The sequence below is a fragment of the Salmonella sp. SJTUF14076 genome, from assembly GCF_015534835.1.
Taxonomy (GTDB): domain Bacteria; phylum Pseudomonadota; class Gammaproteobacteria; order Enterobacterales; family Enterobacteriaceae; genus Salmonella; species Salmonella enterica.
In genome coordinates, this window is the sequence record NZ_CP064674.1 from 770221 (window position 1) to 796674 (window position 26454).

At 51.6% G+C, this 26454-nt stretch carries 25 protein-coding genes; 18 read left to right on the top strand and 7 right to left on the bottom strand.

The genetic code is table 11. The annotated features are described in order from the left end of the window. Window positions 1–104: 104 nt before the first annotated feature. The 3 genes from HU143_RS03805 to HU143_RS03815 all read right to left on the bottom strand — a co-directional run bounded on the left by HU143_RS03805 (window position 105) and on the right by HU143_RS03815 (window position 1914). Window positions 105–989, bottom strand: coding sequence for an SDR family oxidoreductase (locus tag HU143_RS03805; RefSeq protein ID WP_000019032.1), 885 nt, complete (start codon window positions 987–989; stop codon window positions 105–107). 123 nt (window positions 990–1112) lie between these two features. Continuing rightward, entirely contained in the window at window positions 1113–1517 is a 405-nt protein-coding gene (locus tag HU143_RS03810; RefSeq protein ID WP_000665654.1) for a hypothetical protein, read from the bottom strand. After that, window positions 1504–1914 (bottom strand): hypothetical protein, encoded by a 411-nt coding sequence (locus tag HU143_RS03815; protein ID WP_000936449.1) that lies wholly within the window; start codon window positions 1912–1914, stop codon window positions 1504–1506. The genes HU143_RS03810 and HU143_RS03815 overlap by 14 nt, the downstream gene beginning before the upstream one ends. Before the next feature lie 103 nt (window positions 1915–2017). Here HU143_RS03815 and HU143_RS03820 point away from each other — a divergent pair, with 103 nt between their 5' ends. The 14 genes from HU143_RS03820 to HU143_RS03885 all read left to right on the top strand — a co-directional run bounded on the left by HU143_RS03820 (window position 2018) and on the right by HU143_RS03885 (window position 14204). Next, on the top strand, window positions 2018–2521 hold the full coding sequence (locus tag HU143_RS03820) for an ESA_00282 family adhesion-associated protein (RefSeq protein ID WP_001532618.1): 504 nt from the start codon (window positions 2018–2020) through the stop codon (window positions 2519–2521). Between the two features lie 278 nt (window positions 2522–2799). Continuing rightward, the gene (locus HU143_RS03825) at window positions 2800–3294 is read left to right on the top strand and encodes a TIGR00645 family protein (RefSeq protein WP_000439335.1); all 495 of its coding nucleotides are present in this window, start codon (window positions 2800–2802) and stop codon (window positions 3292–3294) included. Window positions 3295–3600: 306 nt separating this feature from the next. Beyond that, window positions 3601–5244 carry a methyl-accepting chemotaxis protein gene (locus HU143_RS03830; protein WP_001238434.1) on the top strand — a complete coding sequence of 548 codons (1644 nt, stop codon included), beginning with the start codon at window positions 3601–3603 and terminating at the stop codon, window positions 5242–5244. Between the two features lie 84 nt (window positions 5245–5328). After that, a complete protein-coding gene (locus tag HU143_RS03835) occupies window positions 5329–5616 on the top strand; it encodes a DUF2623 family protein (RefSeq protein ID WP_001059119.1) in 288 nt (95 codons plus the stop codon). Window positions 5617–5805: 189 nt separating this feature from the next. Then, window positions 5806–6924, top strand: coding sequence for a hydrogenase 2 small subunit (gene hybO / locus HU143_RS03840; protein WP_000145429.1), 1119 nt, complete (start codon window positions 5806–5808; stop codon window positions 6922–6924). Window positions 6925–6926: 2 nt separating this feature from the next. Next, entirely contained in the window at window positions 6927–7913 is a 987-nt protein-coding gene (hybA, locus tag HU143_RS03845; RefSeq protein ID WP_001081721.1) for a hydrogenase 2 operon protein HybA, read from the top strand. Then, window positions 7903–9081 (top strand): Ni/Fe-hydrogenase cytochrome b subunit, encoded by a 1179-nt coding sequence (gene hybB / locus HU143_RS03850; RefSeq protein WP_000017678.1) that lies wholly within the window; start codon window positions 7903–7905, stop codon window positions 9079–9081. Before hybA ends, hybB begins: the two co-directional genes overlap by 11 nt. Continuing rightward, a complete protein-coding gene (hybC, locus tag HU143_RS03855) occupies window positions 9078–10781 on the top strand; it encodes a hydrogenase 2 large subunit (RefSeq protein WP_000083045.1) in 1704 nt (567 codons plus the stop codon). Before hybB ends, hybC begins: the two co-directional genes overlap by 4 nt. Further along, window positions 10781–11275 carry a HyaD/HybD family hydrogenase maturation endopeptidase gene (locus tag HU143_RS03860; protein WP_001221962.1) on the top strand — a complete coding sequence of 165 codons (495 nt, stop codon included), beginning with the start codon at window positions 10781–10783 and terminating at the stop codon, window positions 11273–11275. Before hybC ends, HU143_RS03860 begins: the two co-directional genes overlap by 1 nt. Next, window positions 11268–11756 (top strand): hydrogenase-2 assembly chaperone, encoded by a 489-nt coding sequence (hybE, locus tag HU143_RS03865; RefSeq protein ID WP_023226560.1) that lies wholly within the window; start codon window positions 11268–11270, stop codon window positions 11754–11756. Before HU143_RS03860 ends, hybE begins: the two co-directional genes overlap by 8 nt. Further along, window positions 11749–12090, top strand: coding sequence for a hydrogenase maturation nickel metallochaperone HypA (hypA, locus tag HU143_RS03870; RefSeq protein ID WP_000544945.1), 342 nt, complete (start codon window positions 11749–11751; stop codon window positions 12088–12090). The genes hybE and hypA overlap by 8 nt, the downstream gene beginning before the upstream one ends. Window positions 12091–12117: 27 nt before the next feature. Beyond that, window positions 12118–12366, top strand: a complete 249-nt coding sequence (gene hybG, locus HU143_RS03875) for a hydrogenase maturation factor HybG (protein WP_000334889.1) — start codon at window positions 12118–12120, stop codon at window positions 12364–12366. Window positions 12367–12441: 75 nt separating this feature from the next. Continuing rightward, window positions 12442–13494: an ABC transporter substrate-binding protein gene (locus HU143_RS03880; protein ID WP_001032010.1), complete on the top strand. Its 1053-nt coding sequence runs from the start codon at window positions 12442–12444 to the stop codon at window positions 13492–13494. Further along, window positions 13494–14204 (top strand): molybdate ABC transporter substrate-binding protein, encoded by a 711-nt coding sequence (locus HU143_RS03885; protein WP_001582361.1) that lies wholly within the window; start codon window positions 13494–13496, stop codon window positions 14202–14204. Before HU143_RS03880 ends, HU143_RS03885 begins: the two co-directional genes overlap by 1 nt. A 67-nt stretch (window positions 14205–14271) precedes the next feature. Here the strand turns inward: HU143_RS03885 and yghU are convergent, their stop codons facing one another. Next, on the bottom strand, window positions 14272–15138 hold the full coding sequence (gene yghU, locus HU143_RS03890) for a glutathione-dependent disulfide-bond oxidoreductase (RefSeq protein ID WP_000774853.1): 867 nt from the start codon (window positions 15136–15138) through the stop codon (window positions 14272–14274). Window positions 15139–15364: 226 nt separating this feature from the next. On the opposite strand from yghU, the gene gss reads away from it, so the two are divergent. Then, window positions 15365–17221 (top strand): bifunctional glutathionylspermidine amidase/synthase, encoded by a 1857-nt coding sequence (gene gss, locus HU143_RS03895; RefSeq protein ID WP_000033690.1) that lies wholly within the window; start codon window positions 15365–15367, stop codon window positions 17219–17221. A gap of 669 nt (window positions 17222–17890) precedes the next feature. After that, the gene (locus HU143_RS03900) at window positions 17891–18949 is read left to right on the top strand and encodes a methyl-accepting chemotaxis protein (RefSeq protein ID WP_000475246.1); all 1059 of its coding nucleotides are present in this window, start codon (window positions 17891–17893) and stop codon (window positions 18947–18949) included. A 299-nt stretch (window positions 18950–19248) separates the two neighbouring features. On the opposite strand, the gene uxaC is transcribed toward HU143_RS03900, so the two are convergent. From uxaC to uxuA, 3 genes are all read right to left on the bottom strand, one after another. Continuing rightward, window positions 19249–20661, bottom strand: a complete 1413-nt coding sequence (gene uxaC / locus HU143_RS03905; protein ID WP_000190182.1) for a glucuronate isomerase — start codon at window positions 20659–20661, stop codon at window positions 19249–19251. An 11-nt stretch (window positions 20662–20672) separates the two neighbouring features. Further along, window positions 20673–22145 carry a fructuronate reductase gene (locus HU143_RS03910; protein WP_064441657.1) on the bottom strand — a complete coding sequence of 491 codons (1473 nt, stop codon included), beginning with the start codon at window positions 22143–22145 and terminating at the stop codon, window positions 20673–20675. Between the two features lie 110 nt (window positions 22146–22255). After that, window positions 22256–23440 carry a mannonate dehydratase gene (gene uxuA / locus HU143_RS03915; RefSeq protein WP_000815487.1) on the bottom strand — a complete coding sequence of 395 codons (1185 nt, stop codon included), beginning with the start codon at window positions 23438–23440 and terminating at the stop codon, window positions 22256–22258. A gap of 404 nt (window positions 23441–23844) precedes the next feature. Between uxuA and HU143_RS03920 the strand changes: the two genes are divergently transcribed. After that, window positions 23845–25149: an MFS transporter gene (locus tag HU143_RS03920; RefSeq protein WP_001582357.1), complete on the top strand. Its 1305-nt coding sequence runs from the start codon at window positions 23845–23847 to the stop codon at window positions 25147–25149. 395 nt (window positions 25150–25544) lie between these two features. Then, a complete protein-coding gene (locus HU143_RS03925; protein ID WP_000089254.1) occupies window positions 25545–26423 on the top strand; it encodes a carbon-nitrogen hydrolase family protein in 879 nt (292 codons plus the stop codon). Window positions 26424–26454 lie beyond the last annotated feature (31 nt).

Genomic DNA, 26454 nt, shown 5'->3' on the forward strand with positions numbered 1-26454 from the left:
TGATACTGTAGGCCGGGTAAGGCGAAGTCGCCACCCGGCTTTTTTTATTGCCTAAGATGGCGCCTTGCTTAACAGAATTGCGCCATCGTAATCGACTTCATGCGTTAGCCTAAATGCTCCCCGCCGCACACGCCGTGCACTTCTGCGGTAACGTAACTGGATTCCTGGCTTGCCAGATAGACATACACCGGCGCCAGCTCTGCCGGTTGGCCGGCCCGCTTCATTGGCGTCTGCTGACCAAACTGCGGAATTTTATCCTGGGTTTGACCGCCGGAAATTTGCAGCGCTGTCCAGATAGGGCCAGGCGCGACAATATTCACACGAATTCCTTTTTCCGCCACCTGTTTCGCCAGGCCACGGCTGTAATTGAGGATTGCCGCCTTGGTTGCCGCATAATCCAGCAGGTGCGGACTGGGCTGATACGCCTGGATAGACGACGTTGTGATAATACTGGCGCCTTTTGGCAGCAGCGGAATCGCTTCCTGGGTTATCCAGAACAGAGCAAAAACGTTAACGGCGAAGGTTTGCTGAAATTGCTCGCTGGTCAGATCTTTTATCTCCGGGATTGCCGTCTGTTTACCGGCTACCAGCGCCAGAATGTCCAGCCCGCCCAGCGCTTCACGCGCCTTATGGACCAGCGAACGTGCGAAGGATTCGTCGCTAAGATCGCCTGGCAATAACACCGCTTTACGGCCGCACTCCTCGATCAGCGCTTTAACCTGCTGGGCGTCCTCTTCTTCCGCTGGCAAATAGTTGATCGCGACATCTGCGCCTTCACGCGCGTAAGCGATAGCGGCAGCGCGCCCAATCCCGGAGTCGCCCCCTGTCACCAGCGCCTTACGATCTTTAAGGCGACCACTGCCGACATAACTTTTTTCACCACAGTCAGGAACAGGCGTCATTTTCGCCTGGACGCCGGGCGCCGGCTGTTTTTGCTTAGGATACTCGCCGGTGTAATACTGCGTGGTAGGGTCGTATAGATGAGACATTGAGCTTCTCCCTTCAGGTTGAACACCCTTTAAGCGTAGACACTTTTACTACCGTAAGAGGGAGAATCAGAACGATCCTTATGCTTCGCCCGTATTCACAACAGAGTTAACTAGCCATGAAGGTTATTTTTCTTGCCGTGCGACGGTGGTGACGTTGCGCGTCCGGTAGTCGCCATCGGAAAGCTTACGCGTCAGACGTAAGGTTGCCGTCTCGCGAGCCAGCAGATGCTGCCAGTCACTTTCAAGATGAGACATAATTTTGTCTCGTAATTCAGGATGCTGCTCGATAATAGCATTGATGGTCGCGCCATAAATCTCCTCTTTGACCTGTAACGCATACATCTCTCGTCGGTTTTGCCACTTCAGGCGCACTAACGCCGCCGGTATGGATACCACTTCCTGCGTTACCTTTTCCAGGGTGGCATTTTTACTGGCGATTAGCGCTGCAAGATTTTGCTTTAAGATAAATTCATCACTTTTATGGTTGTCTAAAGCCAAATAAACGTTATTGTCTTCAACTTCTTTCATCTTTATCTTCCAGTGAATAAAATAGCGGCATATTGGTTTCGCGAGTGATTAAATTAAGCCAAATGGCATTACCTTTTTCATTTATCATTGCGGTTTTATCCGCCAGTATTTTACTTAGCGTTTGGGCATCAATATCGCCTTCTGCCTGTAATGCGTTTATCAGGCGGGCAAACGTTTCAATTTTAGCCACACAATACAGACGTTCTTTAATATGACGGTCGCGTTCTTCAAATAATACGTTTCTGTGTTGCCCGGTTGCGTTAGCGCAAATTAAAATATCGGGCTCGTAATCGCTGAGTTTTGTCTTTCCCTGAGGCAAATTTTTACTGTTTTCTGTGGCTTCAGGGGGCGGCGATGACAGGCGAAAATGAGAGGAAACCAGATGCTCAGGAAGCATGACTAAATATCCTTTACGATCAGTGGCATACTATTTTTAATAGTGTAGGTTTCGTTGACAATAACATGCTGTAATTTTAAAATCAAAAAAAATGGAGCCTGCTATGAACAGTATTTTTTATTCTGTTATTATATTGCTATTACTGACCGGCGCGATACTCTTCCTGATGTGGGAGGTTAATAAAAAACGTCCTGGTGGAAAAACCGTAAATTTAAATCAAACTGAACCCATGACAAAGGAAGAGGGCGAAGATCATTTCTCAGTATTAATGAATTCGATAACGCCGGTATGGTACTGGCGCGTTAACCATGAATATATCGATTTCCTTCATGCAACGATAAAACGAATGACAATGACTGAGTTGAATGAAACGCCTGGATTATTTGACGCACAGCGTCGTTGCAGCGACCTTAACTCTGCCGTTTATAAGTATTACGACAATATAAAGAAGCGTTGTCTGAACGGAGAAAAGGTGCCGTATTCGGATTTGGACGTCCTTAATTTACGCCAGTGTTTTCGTGAGTTCAGTCTTGAAGCCTACCCGGCGTTGGTCGCGCTGGTATGGCCGGAATATCAGCGACCACAGGTTAAACCGGATGAGATTTAGAGCCTATCCCATTAGGGCTATTTTACTTGCCATTTTGGACCTGGGCAGTGCTCGCCAAAACGCGTTAGCGTTTTGAACGCCGCTTGCGGCGGCCCGAAGGGCGAGCGTAGCGAGTCAAACCTCACGTACTACGTGTACGCTCCGGTTTTTGCGCGCTGTCCGTGTCCAAACTGGCTGCGCCAATAACGCCTGGTGGGATAGGCTCTTAACTGCATGTTGATCTGATGTTGCATGGTTGAGATATACTGTTGCTGGTTTTAGTTACCTGACAGGTCCCTATGGAACGCTTTCTTGAAAATGTAATGTATGCGTCTCGCTGGCTGCTCGCGCCGGTGTATTTTGGCCTCTCTTTGGCGCTGATCGCTTTAGCGCTAAAATTTTTCCAGGAAATTCTACACGTTCTGCCGAACGTTTTTGCCCTGGCGGAGGCCGATCTGATCCTGGTGCTGTTATCGCTGGTTGATATGACGCTGGTTGGTGGATTGCTGGTAATGGTCATGTTCTCCGGGTATGAAAACTTTGTCTCTCAGCTGGATATCTCTGCGGGCAAGGAGAAGCTGAACTGGCTGGGGAAAATGGATGCGACGTCGCTAAAAAATAAGGTGGCGGCATCGATAGTCGCTATCTCTTCCATTCACCTGTTACGCGTGTTTATGGATGCGAAAAACGTCCCGGATAACAAATTAATGTGGTATGTCATCATCCATCTGACCTTTGTCCTGTCGGCGTTCGTGATGGGCTATCTGGACAGATTGACGCGACATAACCATTGAGCCGCCGTCCACGGCGGGGCAGTCGGGCAAAGGACGCTGAGCCCGGCTGTAAAACAGCGCTTCTTTAACGGCGGATAACCGTCTCCCTGCAGCCTTACGCAATATTTTTACTACATCTATTCATTTACTCAGTAATAACACTGAAAGATTTTCTCTGCGTTCACAGATATATAACATCTGCGGGTACGTAAACGGCGATAACTGTAAAAAAATGGAGAATGCATTATATATTCTCCGCGCCTTGCCGATAACGAGAGTGCGTCATCGTCTGATGACTAATCTCTTATATTCAGCAAGGAAATTCATATGCGTTTGCTGCAAAACTTTACTATTCGTATGGTCATGCTGACGATACTGGGACTTTTTTGTCTACTCTGGTCGGGGGTGGGGTTATACAGCGTCCATGCTTTATCCGAAGTTTCGGAAGGAAATGATATTGACCGGCATCTTGTGCGGCAAATGACGGTGCTAAGCCAGGGTAACGATCAATATTTCCGCTTTGTTACCCGCCTTAGCCGCGCGATGGATGTAAAAATCGGCGGCGGCACGCCCGATTTTGCGCCTGCCCGGCAGTCGCTCGAGAATATGCGTCAGAAGCTGGAGGAGATGAAAGCGCTATCGCCAGGGCCGATGAACCCTGATATCTCAAGGGAGGTGTTGTCCAACTGGCAGGCCTTGCTGGAGAAAGGCGTCGTTCCTCAAATGCAACTGGCGCAGCAAGGATCGCTAACCGCCTGGAGCGAACATGCCAGTACGGTCACGCCCGCACTCAGTCGCGCGTTCGGCGCCAGCGCGGAGCGGTTTAGTCATGAAGCTGGCGCCATGCTGGATAACACCCGCGTGATGGTCGATGGTAAAACCTATACCATCCGCATCCTGCTTATCACGGCGGTGATTCTGGGCATTGCCATCCTGATTTTTACCGATCGCTATCTGGTTGCAATGATGGTGAAACCGCTGGAGCGCATCCGTCAACAATTTCAGCGCATCGCGCAAGGCGATCTTAGCCAGCCGATTGAAGCGTTGGGGCGTAACTGCGTAGGCCGGTTGGTGCCGCTACTGCGCGCGATGCAGGACAGTTTACGCGAAGCCGTCAGTACGATCCGCGCCGGAAGCGACAATATCTGGCGCGGCGCGACGGAAATTTCTACCGGTAATAACGATCTCTCTTCCCGAACGGAAGAACAGGCCGCCGCGCTGGAAGAAACTGCCGCCAGCATGGAACAGCTTACCGCAACGGTGAAGATGAACGCCGAACACGCTCGCCAGGCGAGTCAGCTTGCGGATGCCGCCTCGCTAACGGCAGGAAAAGGCGGTGAACTGGTTTCCGATGTGGTAGAAACAATGAACGGTATTTCCGCCAGTTCGCAGCAGATCGCGGAAATTACTACCGTAATTAATAGTATTGCTTTCCAGACCAATATTCTGGCCTTGAACGCAGCGGTAGAAGCGGCCAGAGCGGGCGAGCAGGGACGCGGCTTCGCGGTGGTCGCCGGTGAGGTACGTAACCTGGCCAGCCGCAGCGCGGGGGCGGCGAAAGAAATTGAAGCCTTAATTGGCGAATCGGTACGTCGCGTAGCGCAGGGCGCGCAGTTGGTCCAGGAGACCGGCGCGACGATGGACGCCATCCTGCGCGGCGTCACGGAAGTGACGACGATTATGAAACAGATCGCGTCCGCCTCCGAAGAACAGAGTAAAGGTATTTCTCAGGTTGGTGTGGCGATCACGCAAATGGATAGCGTTACGCAACAAAACGCCGCGCTGGTTGAGCAGGTTTCCGCGGCGGCGGCGGCGCTGGAACGGCAGACGGAGGATTTGCAACGCTCCGTACAGCAGTTCCGGCTTTCCGCTAGTGAGCCGCAACAACGCGTAACGGCGAAAGCGGCGCCTGGCGTTCAGAGAATGGCGTCGGCTCCCGCACAGTCTACTGATGAATGGGTTTCCTTCTGATGTGAAGCAAAAAAGTGCGTAATGCGCTGGCCTTCATTTAATCAGTCGCTATATAATTTATTATATAGCGACTAAGGAGGTCAGATGAATAATCATTTTGGGAAAGGGTTAATGGCTGGGTTGCACGCGCCATATGCATATAGCGCGCATCATGCGGTGAATTTCTGTTCTGAGTATAAACGTGGCTTTGTATTGGGTTTTACACACCGTATGTTCGAAAAGACCGGCGATCGTCAACTTAGCGCGTGGGAGGCCGGAATTCTGACGCGTCGCTATGGTCTGGATAAAGAAATGGTGATGGATTTCTTTAAAGAGAATCATTCCGGGATGGCGGTTCGCTTCTTTATGGCCGGTTATCGACTCGAAGGTTGATCCAACAGGGGTATTATCTTGCTTTAATTAATTACACTATCGCCTCTTCCCTTCGTTTTACTGTTCCGTCGAAGTATTATGGCGCACATAACCATAAAAAAAGTGTGGTAAATGGCGTACCGATCGCAATAACTTCTTCGCGAACAGTGCAAAATAAAAGCCAGGTCTTCGTAACGGAATAACTATAAAATGACTGGAGATAATACTCTCATCACTTCTCACGGCATTAACCGTCGTGATTTCATGAAGCTTTGTGCAGCACTGGCCGCTACTATGGGGCTCAGTAGCAAAGCCGCCGCAGAAATGGCAGAATCGGTATCCAATCCACAGCGTCCGCCCGTTATCTGGATTGGCGCTCAGGAGTGTACCGGTTGTACCGAATCACTGCTTCGTGCTACACACCCAACCGTTGAAAACCTCGTTCTGGAGACCATCTCTCTGGAATACCACGAGGTGCTTTCCGCCGCATTCGGTCACCAGGTCGAAGAAAACAAACATAACGCTCTGGAGAAGTATAAAGGGCAATATGTTCTGGTGGTGGATGGTTCTATCCCACTAAAAGATAACGGTATCTACTGCATGGTTGCCGGCGAGCCGATTGTGGATCACATCCGCAAAGCCGCCGACGGCGCAGCCGCGATTATCGCTATCGGTTCCTGCTCGGCATGGGGCGGCGTTGCTGCGGCTGGCGTAAACCCAACCGGCGCTGTCAGTCTGCAGGAAGTCTTACCGGGCAAAACGGTTATCAATATTCCAGGTTGTCCGCCAAACCCGCATAACTTCCTGGCGACCGTCGCGCATATCATCACTTACGGCACGCCGCCGAAGCTGGATGCGAAAAATCGTCCAACCTTTGCCTATGGCCGTCTGATTCATGAGCATTGCGAACGTCGTCCACACTTCGACGCAGGCCGTTTTGCCAAAGAATTTGGCGACGAAGGCCACCGTCAGGGCTGGTGTCTCTACCATCTTGGCTGTAAAGGGCCGGAAACCTGGGGCAACTGTTCTACGTTACAGTTCTGTGACGTTGGCGGTGTCTGGCCAGTGGCGATCGGTCATCCTTGCTATGGCTGTAACGAAGAAGGTATCGGCTTCCATAAGGGCATTCACCAGCTTGCTCATGTCGAAAACCAAACTCCGCGTTCAGAGAAACCTGACGTCAATATGAAAGAAGGCGGCAATATCTCTGCGGGCGCTGTCGGTCTGCTTGGCGGCGTAGTCGGTCTGGTTGCCGGCGTCAGCGTGATGGCGGTACGTGAACTGGGGCGTCAGCAAAAGAAAGATAACGCTGACTCACGGGGAGAATAACCGTGAACAGACGTGACTTTATTAAAGCAGCCTCCGGTGGAGCATTGCTGTTGGGCGCCGCGCCGTCTGTCAGCCATGCGGCTGCAGAAAACCGTCCGCCGATTCCAGGTTCGCTGGGCATGCTGTATGACTCCACTCTGTGCGTGGGCTGTCAGGCCTGCGTCACAAAGTGTCAGGATATCAACTTCCCGGCGCGTAACCCGGAAGGGGAGCAGACCTGGTCGAACAACGACAAGCTGTCGCCGTATACCAATAACATTATCCAGGTATGGCGTAGCGGCACGGGCGTGAACAAAGATCAGGAAGAGAACGGCTATGCCTACATCAAGAAACAGTGTATGCACTGCGTCGATCCTAACTGCGTTTCCGTTTGCCCGGTGTCGGCGCTGAAAAAAGATCCGAAAACCGGCATCGTCCACTATGACAAAGATGTCTGCACCGGCTGCCGTTACTGTATGGTCGCCTGCCCGTACAACGTACCTAAGTACGACTACAACAACCCGTTTGGCGCGCTTCACAAGTGTGAGTTGTGTAACCAGAAAGGCGTTGAGCGTCTGGATAAAGGCGGTTTGCCTGGGTGCGTGGAAGTTTGTCCGGCAGGGGCCGTCATTTTCGGTACTCGTGAAGAGCTGATGGCGGAAGCGAAAAAACGTCTGGCCCTCAAACCAGGCAGTGAATATCACTATCCGCGCCAGACGTTGAAAACGGACGACACCTATCTGCATACGGTGCCTAAATACTACCCACACCTCTACGGTGAAAAAGAGGGCGGTGGTACTCAGGTGCTGGTGCTGACAGGCGTTCCTTATGAAGATTTGGATCTGCCGAAGCTGGATGACCTTTCAACCGGAGCGCGCTCCGAGCATGTTCAACACACGCTTTATAAAGGTATGATACTACCCCTGGCTGCGCTGGCGGGCTTAACCGTGCTGGTTCGTCGTAATAGCAAAAACGACCATCACGATGGAGGAGACGATCATGAGTCATGATCCAAAACCGCTGGGCGGAAAAATCATCAGTAAACCGGTCATTATTTTTGGACCGTTAATCGTCCTGTGTATGCTCCTTATCGTGAAGCGTCTGGTCTTCGGGTTGGGCTCCGTTTCCGACCTGAACGGCGGTTTCCCGTGGGGCGTCTGGATTGCCTTTGACCTGTTGATCGGCACCGGCTTTGCCTGCGGCGGTTGGGCGTTGGCATGGGCGGTGTATGTCTTTAACCGTGGGCAATACCATCCGTTGGTGCGCCCGGCGTTGCTGGCAAGCTTGTTTGGTTACTCGCTGGGCGGCCTGTCGATCACTATCGACGTCGGTCGTTACTGGAACCTGCCGTACTTCTACATTCCAGGTCACTTCAACGTGAACTCGGTACTGTTTGAGACGGCGGTCTGTATGACCATCTACATCGGCGTGATGGCGCTGGAGTTTGCGCCTGCCCTGTTTGAACGTCTGGGCTGGAAAGTGTCGCTCAAGCGTCTGAATAAGGTGATGTTCTTTATTATCGCGCTGGGCGCGCTGCTGCCGACGATGCACCAGTCCTCAATGGGGTCATTGATGATCTCGGCGGGCTATAAAGTGCATCCGCTATGGCAAAGCTATGAAATGCTGCCGCTGTTCTCGGTTCTGACCGCGTTTATCATGGGCTTCTCCATTGTCATATTTGAGGGTTCGCTGGTTCAGGCAGGCCTGAAAGGAAACGGTCCGGATGAGAAAAATTTGTTTGTTAAGCTGACGAATACCATCAGCGTGCTGCTGGCGATTTTCGTCGTCCTGCGCTTTGGCGAACTGATTTATCGCGACAAGCTGTCCTATGCGTTTGCCGGCGATTTTTACTCCGCTATGTTCTGGATTGAAGTCGTCCTGATGGTCTTCCCGTTAGTGGTGCTGCGTGTGGCGAAACTGCGTAATGACTCTCGTATGCTGTACCTGTCGGCGCTGAGCGCGCTGTTGGGCTGCGCGACGTGGCGTCTGACCTATTCGCTGGTGGCATTCAACCCGGGTGGCGGCTACCACTACTTCCCAACCTGGGAAGAATTGTTGATTTCTATTGGTTTTGTGGCCATTGAGATTTGTGCATACATCGTACTCATTCGTCTACTGCCGATACTTCCTCCTTTAAAACAAAACGATCATAATCGTCATGAGGCGAGCAAAGCATGAGCCAGAGAATTACTATTGATCCGGTAACCCGTATTGAGGGTCATTTACGCATTGACTGCGAAATTGAGAACGGCGTCGTATCCAAAGCATGGGCGTCCGGCACCATGTGGCGCGGTATGGAAGAGATCGTGAAGAACCGCGATCCGCGCGATGCGTGGATGATTGTGCAACGTATTTGCGGCGTTTGTACGACAACTCACGCGATCTCCTCCGTTCGTGCGGCGGAAAGCGCGCTGAATATTGATGTTCCCGTCAACGCGCAGTATATCCGTAATATTATTCTGGCGGCGCATACCACCCATGACCACATTGTCCATTTCTACCAGCTCTCTGCGCTGGACTGGGTGGACATTACCTCTGCGCTGAAAGCCGATCCGGAAAAAGCTTCTGCGATGCTGGATGGCGTGTCGAGCTGGCACCTGAACAGCGCGCAAGAGTTCACGAAAGTTCAGAACAAGATCAAGGATCTTGTCGCCAGCGGTCAGTTAGGTATTTTCGCCAATGGCTACTGGGGGCACCCGGCAATGCAGTTACCGCCGGAGGTCAACCTGATTGCGGTCGCCCACTATCTGCAGGCGCTGGAATGTCAGCGTGACGCTAACCGCGTGGTGGCGTTGCTGGGCGGTAAATCGCCGCATATCCAGAACCTGGCGGTCGGTGGGGTGGCGAACCCGATCAATCTCGACAGCATCGGTACGTTGAACCTCGAACGCCTGATGTACATCAAATCGTTTATCGATAAGCTGAGCGATTTTGTCGAGCAGGTGTATAAAGTGGATACCGCAGTCATCGCGGCCTACTATCCGGAATGGCTGGAGCGCGGCAAAGGCGCGGTGAACTACCTGAGCGCGCCGGAATTCCCGACCGACGGTAAAAACGGCAGTTTCCTGTTCCCGGGCGGTTACATTACCAATGCCGATCTGTCGACATACCGTCCGATCACCTCTCACTCCGACGAATTCCTGATTAAAGGTATTCAGGAGAGCGCGAAGCACGCCTGGTATAAAGATGAAGCGCCGCAGGCGCCGTGGGAAGGCACCACGATTCCGGCTTACGACGGTTGGTCGGATGACGGTAAATACTCATGGGTCAAGTCGCCGACATTCTACGGCAAAACCGTCGAAGTCGGGCCGCTGGCGAACATGTTGTGTAAACTGGCCGCAGGTCGTGAATCCACGCAGACCAAGCTCAATGAAATCATTGCGCTTTATCAGAAGCTGACCGGCAAAACGCTGGAAATGGCGCAACTTCACTCTACGCTGGGTCGTATCATCGGGCGTACCGTTCACTGTTGTGAACTGCAAAACGTATTGCAGGATCAATACAACGCGCTGATTGTAAATATCGGCAAAGGCGATTACACCACGTTTGTGAAGCCGAACATTCCGGCGACGGGCGAGTTCAAAGGCGTGGGCTTCCTGGAGGCGCCGCGCGGTATGCTGTCTCACTGGATGGTGATTAAAGACGGCATTATCAGTAACTATCAGGCGGTGGTGCCATCGACCTGGAACTCAGGTCCGCGTAACTTCAACGATGACGTGGGGCCGTACGAACAGTCGCTGGTCGGTACGCCGATCGCCGATCCGGCGAAGCCGCTGGAAGTGGTACGTACCATCCACTCCTTCGACCCTTGCATGGCGTGCGCGGTACACGTGGTGGACGCCGATGGCAATGAAGTGGTCTCGGTGAAGGTTTTGTAATGCGGATATTAGTCTTAGGGGTCGGCAATATTTTGCTGACCGATGAAGCCATCGGGGTGCGTATTGTTGAAGCGTTAGAGCAACGATACACCCTGCCGGATTTCGTTGAGATTCTGGATGGTGGTACGGCGGGAATGGAACTTCTTGGCGATATGGCGAGTCGGGATCATTTGATCATTGCCGACGCCATCGTGTCGAAAAAGAACGCGCCGGGAACCATTATGGTACTGCGCGACGATGAAGTTCCGGCGCTGTTCACCAACAAAATCTCCCCCCATCAGCTTGGACTGGCCGACGTATTGTCGGCCCTCCGCTTTACCGGCGAGTTTCCGAAGAAACTGACCCTGGTCGGCGTTATTCCACAGTCGCTGGAACCGCACATCGGCTTAACGCCAACCGTCGAGGCGATGATTGAACCTGCGCTTGAGCAGGTTCTTGCTGCGCTGCGAGAATCCGGCGTCGAAGCAATTCCTAAGGAGACGGCGCATGTCTGAAACGTTTTCCGGATTCGACACGGCGCCCGTCGCCCGGGTTCAGGCGGCGTTTGAAGAGATAGCCCATCGTTCGATGCACGATCTTTCGTTTCTGCATCCGACTATGCCGGTGCATGCCTCTGATTTTACGTTGTTTGAAGGACAATGGACGGGCACGGTAATTACGCCGTGGATGTTAAGCGCATTAATCTTCCCTGGCCCGGACCAGATCTGGCCCGGGCGTACCATCGGTGAAAAACTCGGGCTGCAACTACCTTATGGCACGATGACCTTTACCGTTGGCGAACTGGAAGGCGTTTCACAATATCTTGCCTGCTCGTTGATGTCGCCGCTTTCCCGTAGCCTGTCGCCGGAAGAGGGCGTCCGGCTGGCGGATGACTGCGCGCGGATGCTGTTATCCCTGCCGGTAAGCAATCCTGATGCGCCGCAGACAAGTCGACGTGCGTTGCTGTTTGGCCGTCGGAGCTGTGAGAATGCATGAGCTGTCTCTTTGCCAAAGCGCCGTTGAAATTATTCAGCAGCAGGCAGAACAGCACGGCGTGGCGCGCGTCACCGGCGTATGGCTGGAGATAGGCGCGCTTTCGTGCGTTGAAGAGCGCGCGGTTCGTTTCAGCTTTGACATCGCCTGCCAGGGGACTTTAGCGCAAGGGTGCGAATTGCACATCGACTACAGACCGGCCCAGGCATGGTGCTGGGATTGCAGTCAGGTGGTGGAGATTCTCAGGCATGACGCGCAATGTCCGCATTGTCATGGCGATCGCCTGCGGGTGGATACCGGCGATTCGTTGAAAGTAAAAAGTATTGAGGTCGAATAACCCGCATTTTATTTCAGGTGGTTAATTATGTGTATTGGCGTCCCCGGTCAGGTGCTGGCCGTCGGAGATGATATTCACCAGCTTGCGCAGGTGGAAGTGTGTGGCATCAAACGTGATGTCAATATTGCTCTGATTTGTGAAGGTAAGCCAGCCGATCTGGTAGGGCAATGGGTATTGGTACACGTTGGTTTTGCGATGAGCATCATTGACGAAGACGAAGCGAAAGCCACGTTAGATGCGCTGCGCCGCATGGAGTACGACATCACCAGCGCGTGATCCCTTAATCACCTCTATTATATCGCTCTATAATCGTTGTATAATTATTTATATATCGATTGTGGGGCGAAACCTATGAATAAATTTTTGCGCCAGCTCTCTCTGCTGGCGTTGCTTTTTTGCTGGCCGTTAATGTCACAGGCGGCGCGTACTTTTACCGATCAAATTGGCCGCCAGGTCACGGTTCCGGACACCGTCGACAGAGTGGTGGTGCTCCAGCATCAAACGCTCAATCTCCTTGTACAGATGAATGCCACTGACAAAATCGTTGGGGTCATGGCGAACTGGAAACAGCAATTAGGCGACGGCTATGCGCGTCTGGCGCCGGAACTGGCACAAAAAGTCTCGCTGGGCGATCTAACGCACGTTGATCCTGAAAAACTGGTGGCGCTGCGCCCGCAGGTGGTGTTTGTCACGAATTACGCTCCGCAGGAGATGATCGACAAGATCAGCCGTCTTGGCATTCCGGTGGTGGCGATTTCGCTGCGCCATGATGTTGCTGGCGAGCAGGCTAAAATGAACCCGACCCTGGCCGATGAAGAGCAGGCTTATAATCGCGGGCTGCGTGAAGGAATAACGCTGATTGGCGATATCGTCAATAAACCGCAGGAGGCGAAAGCGCTGATTGAGGCGATGGATAAAGGTCGCAAGATGGTCAGCGACCGTTTGCAGTCGGTTCCTGAAAATGAGCGGGTTCGCGCTTATATGGCGAATCCGGAGCTGACCACCTACGGTTCCGGTAAATATACCGGTCTGATGATGGCCCATGCGGGGGCGCTGAATGTAGCGGCATCCACGGTGAAAGGCTTTAAGCAGGTGACAATGGAGCAGGTGATTGCCTGGGATCCACAGGTGATCTTTGTCCAGAATCGCTATCCAAAGGTCGTCAATGAGATCCTGCACAATCCCCAGTGGCAGGTCATTGACGCGGTGAAGCATCATCGGGTTTACCTGATGCCGGATTATGCCAAAGCCTGGGGATATCCGATGCCGGAGGCGGTGGGAATCGGCGAACTGTGGATGGCGAAAAAACTCTATCCGGAAAAATTCCACGATATTGATATGCAAAAGGCCGCTAACGACTGGTATCAACGTTTTTACCGTACTGACTATCAGGGCGTACAGTGATGCGAATACTGGCTGCGGGGAGCTTGCGCGTCGTCTGGCCGCAGCTAATGACGGCGTTTCAGGCGGATGCGGTATGTGATTTCGGTCCGGCGGGGCTGTTACGTGAACGCATCGAAGCGGGCGAAGCATGCGACTTTTTTGCTTCGGCGAACCTGGCGCATCCGCAGGCGCTGCTGGAAAGCGGGCGGGCACTGCGGGTCGCGCCTTTTACGACGAACCGTTTGTGTCTGAGCGTGCGGGCGCAGGCGATGCGTGAAGGCGAGGACTGGCTGTCGCTGTTAACCCGGCGGGATCTGCGGATCGGCACCTCAACAGCAGGTTGCGATCCTTCCGGCGATTATACGCAACAGCTTTTTTCGCGGATGGGCAAGGAGGGCGAAGCGGTCCGAAAACGCGCGGTAGCGCTGGTTGGCGGCAGGCAGACTTTGCCGTTACCGGCGGGCCGGCTGGCAGCGGAATGGCTCATCAATCATGATTACACCGATATCTTTATCGGCTATGCCAGCTATGCTCCCAGGCTACGGCTGGTTAATTCGCTGCGAGTGGTTGATATCCCGGAACCTTATAATCCCGTGGCTGAATATGGCTTTGCCTGCCTGAGCGAGCAGGGAAAAACGCTTGCCGACTTTTTACTATCAGCACGGGCGAGGTTGATTCTCATGCAACATGGGTTTAGTGAAGCGCCGAATATGACACACTCGCAGAACTGATAAGCGAAGCGTCAGCAGGGAATACCATGCCGGATGACGACATTACTACCTCATCCGGCATCATGGTTTAACTTTGACGTTTATCTTCGGTATTGTTTTCGAAGTCGCTGGCGTCATGGCGTTCGTGAAGCTGTTCGTTCAATGGGCCGTTGGTCCGGTTGACAATGCGCCCCCGCTTTACCGCCGGACGTTCGGCTACCTGTTTCGCCCAGCGTTGTACGTTTTGATAACTTCCGGCATCCAGAAACTCCGCTGCATCATAGACATTCCCCAGCACCACGTTGCCGAACCACGGCCAGATGGCCATATCGGCAATAGTGTACTCTTCTCCCGCGACATACGGGTGGTGAGCTAACTGCTTATCCAGCACGTCCAACAGACGCTTGGCTTCCATGGTGAAGCGATTAATGGCGTACTCAATTTTTACCGGCGCATAATGATAGAAATGACCGAAACCGCCGCCGAGGAACGGCGCCGCGCCCTGTAGCCAGAACAACCAGTTAAGGGTTTCTGTGCGCTTAGCCAGATCCTGCGGCAGGAAATGGCCAAACTTATCCGCCAGATAAACAAGAATTGCGCCCGACTCAAAAACCCGAATCGGCGGGTTGTGTGAGTTATCGCGCAGCGCCGGGATTTTTGAGTTCGGATTGATGTCAACAAAGCCGCTGGAGAACTGATCGCCCTCGCCGATGCGAATCAACCAGGCGTCATATTCGGCGCCGGTCACGCCCAGCGCCAGGAGCTCTTCCAGCATAATAGTCACTTTCTGGCCGTTAGGCGTCCCCAGCGAATAAAGCTGTAACGGATGTTTGCCGACGGGCAGCGTTTTGTCGTGCGTCGGGCCGGAAACCGGGCGATTAATGTTAGCGAACGCGCCGCCGCCGGATTTATCCCACGTCCAGACTTTTGCGGGTTGATAAGTATTATCTGCCATATTGACCTGCCTTCACAGTGGTGGTGTTGAAGCAGTGTAGCAGCTTGCTAGTCGGACATTTAACCGATTGGGACATTCCGGCGAGTGAAATTTTAACCTTCTGGCCTCAGTGTGCCTTATTGAGGTGTATGATTATGTCGACCTCTGTCCGGTTAGTGTCACAGAGCAGACAATCAGAGCGAAATCACGCCAGGCTGCTCAGGCGGTCTTGTTTTGAGGTAAGTGCATGAGCAAAGGAACCACCAGTCAGGATGCCCCCTTCGGGACATTATTGGGTTACGCCCCCGGCGGCGTAGCGATCTACTCTTCAGATTACAATTCCCTCGATCCGTGGGACGACGATGACGCAGCTTTTCGTAGCTACATCGACGATGAATACATGGGGCATAAATGGCAGTGCGTGGAATTTGCCCGCCGTTTTCTCTTTCTGAATTATGGCGTTGTTTTTACTGACGTCGGCATGGCCTGGGAAATCTTCTCGCTGCGTTTTCTGCGCGAGGTCGTGAATGACAATATTTTGCCTTTGCAGGCCTTCCCGAACGGTTCGCCGCGCGCGCCGGAGGCCGGGGCGCTGCTCATCTGGCAAAAGGGCGGCGAGTTTAACGAAACCGGGCACGTCGCGATTATCACCCAACTCCTGGATAACAAAATTCGTATTGCTGAGCAAAACGTTATCCACACGCCATTGCCGCCAGGGCAGCAGTGGACTCGCGAACTGGAAATGGTCGTAGAAAACGGGTGTTACACCCTGCGCGACACCTTTGATGACACGACGATTTTAGGCTGGATGATCCAGACTGACGACACGCAATACAGTTTGTCACAGCCTGACATCGCGAATCAGTCGCTGGCGATTCGCGGCGCAAGACTGCCAGAGAAAGGTCAGTTTGACGGTCAGTGGCTGGATGAGCGCGATCCGTTACAAAAAGCCTATGTACAGGCGAACGGACACGTTATCAATCAGGACCCGTACCAGTATTTTACCATCACCGAGAGCGCCGAACAGGAGCTTATCAAAGCGACCAATGAGTTGCATTTGATGTACCTGCACGCCACGGACAAAGTTTTAAAAGACGATAATCTGCTGGCGCTATTCGATATCCCCAAAATTCTTTGGCCGCGCCTGCGTCTCTCCTGGCAGCGCCGTCGTCACCATATGATCACCGGTCGTATGGATTTCTGCATGGATGAACGCGGGCTGAAAGTTTATGAATACAATGCCGATTCCGCATCATGCCATACCGAAGCGGGATTAATTCTCGAAAAATGGGCTGAGCAGGGCTATACCGGTAAAGGGCATAACCCGGCGGAGGGCTTAATTAACGAGCTGGCAGGCGCCTGGAAACACAGTAAAGCGCGTCCTTTCGTCCATATCATGCAGGATGATGATATCGAGGAGGACTATCACGCGCAGTTTATGCAGCAGGCGCTGCATCAGGCCGGTTTCGCGAGCAAAATTCTCCGCGGGCTGGGCGAGTTGCGCTGGGATGACGCCGGGCAGTTGATCGATGGCGACGGACGGCTGGTGAATTGTGTCTGGAAAACCTGGGCGTGGGAAACGGCAATGGAGCAGATACGCGAAGTCAGCGAGACGGAGTATGCCGCAGTGCCTATTCGTACCGGGCACCCGGAAAATGAAGTCCGGCTGATTGATGTATTACTGCGCCCGGAAGTGTTGGTGTTTGAACCGCTGTGGACGGTGATCCCGGGTAACAAAGCGATCCTGCCCATCCTGTGGTCGCTCTTCCCGCATCATCGCTATTTGCTCGACACGGATTTTACCGTTAACGATGAGCTGGTGCAGACCGGCTATGCGGTAAAACCGATTGCCGGACGTTGCGGTAGTAATATTGATTTGGTGAGCCATCAGGAAGAGCTCCTGGATAAAACCAGCGGCAAGTTCGCCACGCAGAAAAATATCTATCAGCAGTTGTGGTGCCTGCCGAAGGTCGCCGGGAAGTATATTCAGGTCTGTACGTTTACCGTGGGCGGTAACTACGGCGGTACGTGCCTGCGCGGCGATGATTCATTAGTCATTAAAAAAGAGAGCGATATTGAACCGTTAATCGTCATCAAAGCGTAACGGGGTCATTCTCGTCGGGATATCGGCGTGGGTGCCGATATCCCGCCTGTTGTGTTTACCAGCGAACGGCTATCAGCCTGCCATTTACTGGTAACATATGAGAAATAATATCACAAATTATTCTTAACTTTTCTGACGCAGGCGGTGACGCTCGCCGCGTTGGCGCATCCGTTTCCTGATTTTCGACTAATCGATACTTTTTGCGGCTGGTTACGCTGCCCCCATTCCTTTGGATTTAGGTCATGCCTGTTTGGCTGGTAAACGGACAGCATAATATATTGATGAGTCCAAATGATATTATTGGTCATATAAAAAGTTTACGTTAGGTTATTTTTCTATTGCAAAAGTTTGCGTTTAAACCCTGTCTGCAATCTTCGTGGCGAGATATAGCTACACCTAAGTAAATGCAGTTAATTATTATTCAGCTATTGTTGTCAGCCTTGTAAATAATATTTCCGTATAAAGCGAAGCGACTTCCATCATGACTATTAATGGTATTGTTGAATAGTTTACCTTGTAATTATTTAAGTTTGGTGGACGTTTTGTCTTATTCTGGTGAGCGTATGGTTATGGCAGATGACAGCCGATTTTTCCTTATGTTAGCATGAGTCGATAATACTTTATCCAGGCATAGATCAGGATGTCCACATATAATAAGGAGAATGGTATATGTTTAAAAAAGTATTAGGCTTGCGCCACTGGAATAATAATGTTGTAAAAATACCGCCGCCAGCAGCAGAATCTGGCGCTAATGCGTCTGACGTGGTGGTGGATACTCCTGAGCCTTATGAGCGGATACTGTGTCAAAAAATTCTGATGGGGATCTCGACGATCGATATCATTCGTAATGCCATCATTAAGTCCTGTGAGCAGCTCAACATTGAAAAAGAACGCATTAATGAACTTAACGAACAGAATGATAAAGCCAGAAGTTCATTAAAATCGCTCGTGGAATTTATCACCGAAATTGGCACGACTTCATCGGATATTGGCTGTCGTATGGGCGACTTAAATACCTCCTTAACGCAAATTAATGCGTGTATTAAAGAGATACAGAAGATCGCTAACCAGACCAATTTGATAGCGATTAACTCCGCGATCGAGGCCGCGCGCGTAGGGGATGCCGGGCGTGGTTTTAGCGTTATTTCGAAAGAAGTGAAAAACCTGTCCGAAGATGTTAAACACAGTTCGAAAAGCGTTAGTACGTTAACCTCTGTAATCAAAGATAATACGGCCAGAGTGAGTGAGGTGCTGGATAACCAACAGCCGGTTATTGATAATATTACGACTAACATAAATCAAATTGTGGAGTCTATTGGCATTGTCATTGATAAATCGCTGAGCATGAAATCGGTCATGCAGTACATCTCTACGGTGCAGTTTTTGAATATTGTTAAAGTTGACCATGTTATCTGGAAAATGGAAGTCTACAAATTACTCTTAAATAAAGACATAAACAGTAAAATAACGATGCACGATCAGTGTCGGCTGGGGAAATGGTACTACGGTTTTGAAGGGCAGCAGTTTAGCAATTACTACAGTTTCCGTAGTCTGGAAGCGCCGCATAAAGAGGTGCATACCGCTGGTCACTCTGCGCTGAACTATTTTGCCGCAGGCGATATGAATGCGATGTCGCAAGAACTCGACAGAATGGAGCGATCCAGTAATGAGGTGGTTAACCAGCTGGAAATGCTGGCTGTCGATTTATTAAAAGAAACCACACTGTGAAGTCATGAGTTATTACCGTATAACCAACAGGAGCCGTCATCAACAGGACTGATGTATCACACTTTCTGCACTGGAGTTATTCCGGACAGAGAAAAAAAGCATGACGCAGAAGATGGCTGTGTTTGTTTACCCGAATCACTTACCTTAGTAAGTGATTCGGGATTAATCAGCAACCTCTTTGCTTTTTATCGGTGGCCAGACTTTGGCTGGAAAAGTGCGTTACTACTAAATTTCTCACTCTCTTACCGCCTTCCTGCCCCTCGAAATACCTGAAACCTGTGCTCACAGATTAATAGCGATTATTTAATCGTGAAATAACGCTGGGCATTATTGAAGCAGATATCCTGAACCATACGGCTTAGCATCGCTTCATCATCAGGAATCTCTCCGTCCTGCGCCCACTGTCCCAGCAGGTTACAGAGAATACGACGGAAATATTCATGTCGCGTATAAGAAAGGAAACTGCGGGAGTCGGTCAGCATCCCGACAAACTGACTTAACAGTCCCATTTGCGACAGTTGCTCCAGTTGGCGCAGCATCCCGTCTTTCTGATCGTTAAACCACCAGCCGGAACCAAACTGCACTTTTCCGGCAATTCCCGGCCCCTGGAAGTTACCGATCATGGTCGCCAGGACTTCGTTATCACGTGGGTTCAGGCAATAGAGGATAGTCTTGGGCAGTTCATTGGTCACATCCATACTGTCGAGCAAACGGGAGAGCGCCCAGCTAATGTTATTATCGCCAATGGAGTCAAAGCCGGTATCCGGCCCCAGCAGGCGGAACATCCGGGTATTATTATTACGGATCGCGCCAATATGTAGCTGCATCACCCAGCCGCGCGCGGCGTACTGACGGCCCAGCCAGACCAGCACCGCCGTGGTAAACTGGGCGATCTCAAGTTCGCTCAGCGTTTCGCCAGCCAGACGTTTGCCCAGAATGGCGTCAAGCTGCGCGTCGTCGGGCACCGGCGCAAATCGCAGCGTTTCAATGCCATGATCCGACGCGCGGCAGCCGCAGGCGGCGAAATGGTCGAGGCGGCGAGTGAGCGCCTGACGTAAATCGTCGAAACGGGTAATGCTGACATCTGCCGCCGCTTCCAGTTTCCTCAGGTAATCGACAAAGCCGTCCAGTTCGATTTTGAAAACTTTGTCGGGGCGCCAGCTTGGCGCGACTTCAATATCAATGCTGTCGTCGGCGGCTATCTGGCGGTGATATTCCAGAGAATCTATCGGGTCGTCGGTGGTTCCGACCATCCGCACATTCATCTGCTGCATAATACCGCGCGCGGAAAAGGCCGGCGTCGCCAGTTTCTCATTACACTGCGTCCAGATACTTTCCGCGGTATCCGGTCCGAACAGCGTACCTGTAATACCAAATGGACGGCGTAGTTCAAGGTGCGTCCAGTGATACAGCGGATTGCCCAGCGTTTTTGGTACGGTATTGGCCCAGGCCATATATTTTTCATAATCGCTGGTCTCTTTGCCGGTGATCAGCGACTCATCCACGCCTGCGCTTCGTAGCGCTCGCCATTTATAGTGGTCGCCTTCCAGCCAGATCTGACCGAGGTTATCGAAACGGCGATCGTCGGCGATTTCCTGCGGACTTAAATGGCAGTGGAAGTCATAAATCGGCATGGGCGCGGCGTATTTATGGTACAGCGTGCGGGCAATGTCGTTTTTAAGTAGAAAATCTTCAGTCATAAACGTAGCCATGATTTATCTCCTTACTTAGCCAGCGCTTCTACCGTGGCTTTCGCGCCATTCTGCAATAGCTGTTGGTAAGCGTCGGTAACGGCTTGCACAAATTCGTGGTTCTTCGGCAGGTCGTTGCCAAAGATAGACTCGATGGCCAGTAGCCCGCGAACGCGTTCTTCCGGCGTCTGATATTGCTGATGAATCGCCTGATACTGCGCGAGCAGCGGATCGACGACATCAATGGTTTTACCTTGCTCATCGACACCGCCGACGTAACGCATCCATCCGGCGACGCCCAGCGTCAGGCGGCGATAGTCATCGCCCTGTTGCAAGTGCAGGCGCACCGGGTCCAACAAACGCTGCGGCAGTTTCTGACTGCCATCCATCGCGATCTGCCAGGTGCGGTGTTTCAACGAGGGGTTAGTGAAACGCGCGATCAACAAATTCGCATACCCTTCCAGATCGGTGCCTTCCGGCATTGATAACGTCGGTGCTTGTTCATCAAGCATCAGCGCCAGCGCCGCGCGACGGTAAGCCGGGTTAGTCATAGTATCGGCGATAGTGTCATACCCGCCGAGATAACCCAGATAGGCGAGGAAAGAGTGACTGCCGTTAAGCATACGCAGCTTCATCATCTCAAACGGTACGACATCTGCAACGAATTGCGCGCCGACGGTATCCCAGTCCGGGCGACCATTCACAAAGTTATCTTCGATGACCCACTGGCGGAAGGGTTCGCAGGCGATAGCGCAAGGATCATAAACCCCTAACTGGTCGGCAACCAGTTGTAGCGTCTCTTCGGTCGCTGCCGGAACAATGCGGTCAACCATGGTGCAGGGGAAGGTCACATTGTCGGCAATCCATGCGGCGAGGGCGGCATCGCGAGCTTTTGCCAGGCCGAGGACGGCAGCCTTCGCGACGTGACCATTCTCGCGCACGTTATCGCACGACAGCACGGTAAAAGCTTTCAGTCCTTGCTCCCGGCGCATGTTTAGCGCTTCGACAATATAGCCAATGGCGGATTTAGGCTGCTGTGGATGGGCAAGATCGTTTTGGATCAGCGGGTTATTGACATCAAGCTCGCCGCTGGCGGGGTCGGTGCAGTAGCCTTTTTCGGTCACGGTTAAGGAGACGATGGCGGTTTCCGGGCGCGCCATTGCCGCCAGAATCCCTGCATGACCGTCGAATTCAGGGTGTAGCGCTTCTTTCATTGAACCGATAATTTTCAGTTCGGTGCTTTCTGCGCCGCGTTCTGCAACGGTGTACAGCAGATTTTGCGCTTTCAGGTTCGCGATCAGCCGCGCGTCGTTACCCGGCATCAGGTTCACTTCACAAATGCCCCAGTCGCTGTCGCTCTTTTCCAGTAGATGATGGGTAAAGAGCGCCTGGTGCGCGCGGTGAAACGCCCCGCAGCCCAGATGCACAATACGGGATACCAGACGTGATTTGTCCCAGTTTGGGCGGGCGACGGAAACCTGGGCGGTGGTGATATTCTGTTCCATTGCAAACTCCTGTCATTCGACGTCTTCGCCCGCGATCTCCGGGGCGAGGCATGTTGCTATTGCATTGAGTAGGGGAAATCGCATGACGCGTCGCGCCATGCGAAAGAAGGTTATTTGCTAAAGAAAGCGCGCTGGATAGCCAGTTCGACGCCGCGGACTTCCGCAAGCCCTTTCAGACGGCCAATGGCGGAATAACCCGGATTCGTTTTCTTCTTCAGATCGTCCAGCATCTGATGACCGTGGTCCGGGCGCATCGGGATCAGATCGTCGCTACCTTCGGCTTTACGACGGTGCTCTTCTTCCACAATCGCTTTAACGACTTCATACATATCCACATCGCCGTGCAAATGGGCGGCCTCGTGGAAGGTCTTCGGATTCTCTTCGCGCAGCGTAGAACGCAGATGCGTAAAGTAGATGCGCGGACCAAATTGCTTGATCATATCAACCAGATCGTTGTCGGCGCGCACGCCGTAAGATCCGGTACACATGGTGAAGCCGTTCGCCATGCTATTAACGGTTTCCACCATCCATTGCATGTCTTCAATGGTAGAGACAATGCGCGGCAGGCCGAGAATAGGGCGCGGCGGATCGTCAGGGTGAACGGCCATACGCACGCCAACCTCGTCGGCAACCGGAATAATGGCTTTCAGGAAATAGGCAAAATGTTCACGCAGTTTTGCTTTATCGATATCTTTATACGTCGCCAGGTGTTGACGGAACTGATCCAGCGTATAGCCTTCTTCCGCGCCAGGTAAACCGGCAATAATGTTGCGGGTCAGACGTGCTTTGTCTTCCTCGCTCATGGTGGCGAAACGCCGCTCTGCCTGAGCAATCTCTTCTGCCGTATAGTCGGCTTCTGCTCCCGGACGCTTCAGGATGTGCAGTTCGAACGCGGCGAATTCAATCTGGTCAAAACGCAACGCTTTGGAACCATCCGGCAATACGTATTCCAGATCCGTACGTGTCCAGTCCAGCACCGGCATAAAGTTATAGCAAACCGTATAGATACCGCATTGCGCCAGGTTACGTAGCGTTTGCTGGTAGTTTTTGATCCATAAATCGTACTGACCGGTGTGGGTTTTGATGTCTTCGTGGATAGGTACGCTCTCTACCACAGACCACTCCAGACCCGCCTCTTCAACGATAGCTTTACGTTTCTGGATCTCGTCTACCGACCAAATTTCTCCATTCGGGATATGGTGTAACGCCGTTACCACGCCGGTTGCGCCAGCCTGGCGTACATCTGACAGCGTTACCGGGTCGTTAGGTCCGTACCAGCGCCAGGTTTGTTTCATATCTCGTTTCCTCTTCTTGCGATAACGTCTTCGTGGTTGACCCATTGCCAGCCAACATCGAAACGTGCTTTGTAAACCCGTTCTGGCTCCTAAATTCAACCAAAATTTTTCTCATGTCAACCTTATTGTCTAAATTGGCTAACCAAATCACAAATGTCATCATTCACGGTCTGCCAATTTTATTTATTTGATCTGTGTCAATTTTTGCTGGGTGAAAAGCATTCACCATTCAACTTGAAATGAGTTGATGTATTTATTTCAAGAATATTAAGTGCGGGAGTTGCCGCCAGATTTTGACCGGTCCGGATGAGAAAATATTGATTGGTCAACCAATTTTTGTGATTTCAGTTTTCCCGCTACAGGTCAGACGGCGCGGAGCTAATGTTTTTTAACGAGGCTTTATCATGAAGATGACAAAATTAAGATGGTGGATTATCGGCCTGGTCTGCGTGGGGACCATCGTAAACTACCTGTCCCGTAGCTCGCTTAGCGTTGCGGCGCCAGCGATGATGAAAGAACTCCATTTTGATGAGCAACAATATTCCTGGGTGGTGAGCGCCTTCCAGCTTTGTTACACCATTGCGCAGCCGATCACCGGCTATTTGATGGATGTCATCGGACTGAAAATCGGCTTCTTTATCTTTGCCTTGTTGTGGTCGCTGATCAACATGGCGCACGCGCTGGCCGGCGGCTGGATAAGCCTGGCATTTCTGCGTGGTCTGATGGGGCTAACCGAAGCGTCAGCGATTCCGGCCGGGATTAAAGCCAGCGCCGAATGGTTCCCGACGAAAGAACGCGGTATTGCGGGGGGACTGTTTAATATCGGTACTTCGATTGGCGCGATGCTGGCGCCGCCGCTGGTGGTCTGGGCGATGCTGACCTTTGCTGATAGCGGCATCGGTACTGAAATGGCGTTTGTGATTACCGGTGGGATCGGCGTGCTGTTCGCCATCACCTGGTTCCTTATTTATAACTCGCCAAATAAACACCCGTGGATCACCCACAAAGAGCTGCGTTATATCGAAGACGGCCAGGAAAGCTATCTCCAGGACGATAACAAAAAACCGGCCGTTAAAGAGATCGTTAAAAAGCGTAATTTCTGGGCGTTGGCGATTACCCGTTTTCTGGCTGACCCGGCATGGGGAACGCTGAGTTTCTGGATGCCGCTGTATCTGATTAACGTGATGCATCTGCCGTTAAAAGAGATCGCCATGTTTGCCTGGCTACCGTTCCTGGCGGCGGACTTTGGCTGCGTTGCAGGCGGTTTCCTGGCGAAGTTCTTCATGGAAAAGATGCACATGACCACGATCAATGCGCGTCGTTGTAGCTTTACCATCGGCGCTGTTTTGATGATTTCGATCGGTTTTGTCAGCATTACGACTAACCCGTATGTCGCTATTGCATTGATGAGTATTGGTGGTTTTGCGCACCAGACGCTGTCTACCGTTGTGATTACCATGAGCGCTGACCTGTTCAAGAAAAATGAGGTCGCGACGGTTGCCGGTCTGGCAGGATCTGCGGCATGGATGGGACAGTTAAGCTTCAACCTGTTTATGGGGGCGTTGGTCGCTATTATCGGTTATGGCCCGTTCTTCATTGCGCTCAGTCTGTTCGATATTATCGGCGCCATCATCCTGTGGGTACTGATTAAAGATCCAGAAAAGCACCACCCGTCAATGACGGAACAGCCGCTGGCGTCTCACCGCTAAAGCTGTCTCGGTTTCACTGGCCTGATAAGCGAAGCGCTACCGGGTTCTAACGGCCACCTTCGGGTGGCCGTCTTCATTACCCTTATCGGTAAAAATACGCGTTGGTTTTATACCAGCGCGTTATCATTTAGTTTGCCTGATTATTTTCAGATGCTGAAAATAATATTGTGGTAAGGGTTATTGTTTTTCGCCTGGATTTTTATCGACTCTCTGTCTCGCTGCGATCATCGATAAAGTCCCCTTTATGTAAATAAAGGTTCAATGCTTCTACTCTTTTCTCCATATATTTTGCGCAGCTTCACAAAAAATAACCTGATGTCGTAATGCCCACTCCCTAATATTCTCCATGCGTTATACGTTAATTTAAGTTTAAATTTCATGCGGGGGATATCACGATGTCACGTAATTTTACTGTTTCAGCCTGTCAGTATATTGTTACTGAAATAAACACTTTTGAAGATTTCATAACAAAGGTAAGGATACTTCTTAATAAAAGTCAGGGGGCTGATGTCGTTATCTTCCCGGAGCTATTTACCATTGAGTTATTTACATTATTGAAAAAATGGCAAGAAAGACCCATTTCACACCTTACTTTAATTGATCAGTTTACGGATGCCTATAAGCAGCTTTTTCAACAGGAAGCGAAAGAAAGAGGACAGTTCATTATTGCTGGCTCTCATCTGGAGCAGACTGGAGCAGATCGCTATGAGAATGTTGCGCATATATGGGGACCCGATGGCGAACATTATGCTCACAGTAAGACGCATATCTTCCCGGCTGAACGGGGTTGGTATACTCAGGAAGGCGATAAAATGGCTGTTTTTCAACTGCCATTTGCTAAGGTGGGTTTTAATATTTGTTATGAAGCAGAAATACCGGAGTGTGCTGCGACGCTGGCGGAACAGGGTGCGGAGTTAATTTTAACGCCTTCCGCTACGTTTACTGAACAGGGATTTTGGCGAGTCAGGCATTGTTGCCACGCACGTTGTATTGAAAATCAAATTTATCTTGTTCACTGTTGCCTGGGCGGAAACCCGGGCGGGCCACTGCCTGGCTGCTGGGCCCGAAGTTCAATTTTAAGCCCCTGTGATGTCGTGTGGAAAAATCCACAAGGTATTATCGCAGAGGCGCACGTCAATCAAGAGGATGTCATTTCAGGAGAAATTAACCTCGATGTTCTATATGAAAATAGACTTGGGGGGGCAGCAACAACGTTCAAGGACAGACGCAGAAAAGCAGGCATATATAATATCTGGCCATCACACATTAAATAACAGAATGTGTCCCTTCTATGTATTAGCTGGA